1 protein-coding gene is annotated in these 1,211 nt (G+C 45.8%); it reads right to left on the minus strand.

All coding sequences use genetic code 11. The annotated features are described in order from the left end of the window. Positions 1-251 precede the first annotated feature (251 nt). Positions 252-1,211: ornithine cyclodeaminase family protein (locus Q7P41_RS05350; RefSeq protein WP_303882748.1), on the minus strand; the 960-nt coding region annotated here is incomplete at its 5' end.

The raw sequence follows: 1,211 nt of genomic DNA on the forward strand, positions 1-1,211 counted from the left end.
TTTCCCTGCCGGTTTTACCGGAACTACGAATAACCAATAGAGGGTTGGTCGATACGCTTAAGTTCGAATTCGTAAATCTCATAGTTACATAAAAACTTGAGGGAAAACATTTATGGCGAGGGTGCTATCGATCGACCTTCGCACTCTCGCCATACAAAACGTAATTTCATATTTTTGGTTTCACCAACAAATAGGCCTTTTCAAATTTAGAGATGACAATTGCAATTAGCTGCCTTCGTTAATCTTGTTTTTTAAATTTCAAACCACTCACCCATACCTTTACCCATGGCTTTATCGTAAGCCAAAAGGGATGTCATCAGGTCATGGCTTGCAATCCCCATCAGGACCGCACCTCGACGTCCCTTTCTCACAGGATCCTTTAAGCCGGCGCAAAGTTCGCCCACATCTGCGTATATCCCATCTTTCGCAGGATATCCATCTTGGAAATAAACTCCTTGTTCCTGGGTCCATAAATACTGATTTCTGTCGTCGCAAACGAAAACATCGGCCTCTGCCATTACGGGAGCGCAAAAGGACGAATCGTAGTCAACGGCAATTGCCAATACTTCTTCCTTCAAGTACTCGGCACAAATATATCTTTTCGGATCTTCGACGATCGGCGTACAGGTCACGACGACGTCTGCTCCCATAACTGCTTCTCTGGGGTCACTACAGGCAACAAACTGGCATTCCTTGTACAAAGCAGACATGTCCTTCACGTAACGTTCCATTTGCGGGGATACAATGTCATACACCCTGACTTCCCTTATCTTTTTAAAGACTTCCATTAAGGCCACGAGGTTCATCCTTCCCTGCACACCTAAACCTATCACTGCGATCACCTTTGAGTCGGGGTCACCCAGGTATTTGGCACACACGGCAGAAGCTGCCCCGGTGCGATAAGCAGTTATCCAGGAAGCATCCATTATAGCCTTTACCAACCCCGTTTCGCTATCATTAAGGCACATTACGCCACTTAGATAAGGGAGCTCCTTTTCTTGGTTGGAAGGATATCCAGCAACCCACTTGATACCTGAGGCATCTATCTCTCCTCCGATGTAGCATGGCATGGCGTGAATAAAAGAATCCTTTCTAGGGTGTATGCCAATCTTGGCGGGAAGTTCCACTTTGCCTTCTCCTTTAAGTTTAAATCCCCGTTCTACGGCCTCGATGATCTCTTCCATGCCCACCTTTAAATCTTCAAGACAGTT

It is taken from the genome of Acetomicrobium mobile (genome assembly GCF_937920065.1).